1 pseudogene is annotated in these 736 nt (G+C 66.6%); it reads right to left on the bottom strand.

The window, feature by feature from the left end:
• Positions 1-736, bottom strand: a pseudogene (locus PV679_RS36030) (glycoside hydrolase family 71/99-like protein); the annotation flags it as partial.

Below are 736 nucleotides of genomic sequence, written 5' to 3'. Positions count from 1 at the left end.
TCGCCTTTGAGCATGCGGCCGCCGTCGGCGGTGAGGCGGAGGTAGTAGTCGGAGGAGCAGGGGGTGCCGTCTTCGTCGAGGGCGCGGATGCCGGTGCCGGCGGGGATCTGTGCGGCGGTTTCGGCGGTTTTGGCGATCTGGTTGCCTTCGTTGAACTCGTCGAACATGGAGATGTAGAAGCCCTGGGCGCCGACGCGGACGAGGTTGTAGAACTGGCGCCACATCAGTTCGCCGTGGGCGCGGTGTCCGGACTGGAGGTCGCCGGGGATGACGCAGGGCTGGTAGTCGATGCCGTGGGCGTCGCAGTCGGCCTGGTCGGGGGTGTTGATGTCGCGGTAGAACTGGTCGGCCTGGGTGACGTTGCCGATCCGGCCGACCATCCAGGGCGAGATCATGTCGAAGGAGTGGTAGACGTCGGAGAAGCCGGGGCGTGAGTCGTCGGTGCCGTTGCGCCAGTGGGTGGGCACGCCGCCGATCACGTAGCAGCCCTGGGCCTTGAACCAGTCGACGACGTCCTTGCACGGGGCGGGCTGGAAGGGCCGGCCGGGATCGCTGAAGCCGAAGCCCCAGATGCAGACGACGGGTTTGCCGTTCTGGCGGGCGTAGGCGCTGGAGGTGGTGTGGGCCTTCATCTTGGAGGTCCAGTCCTCCTTGATCTGGGCCTGCATGTCCGTCCAGCTCGTGACGTCGTACATGATGTAGAACTTGCGGCCGTGGGCCTCGGCGGACTGGCGTA

Origin of the sequence: Streptomyces sp. AK02-01A (genome assembly GCF_033795305.1) — a bacterium.
Classification (GTDB): Bacteria; Actinomycetota; Actinomycetes; order Streptomycetales; family Streptomycetaceae; genus Streptomyces.
The sequence above is the reverse complement of the archived record's forward strand: the minus strand, read 5'-3'. Positions and strand labels throughout refer to the sequence as shown.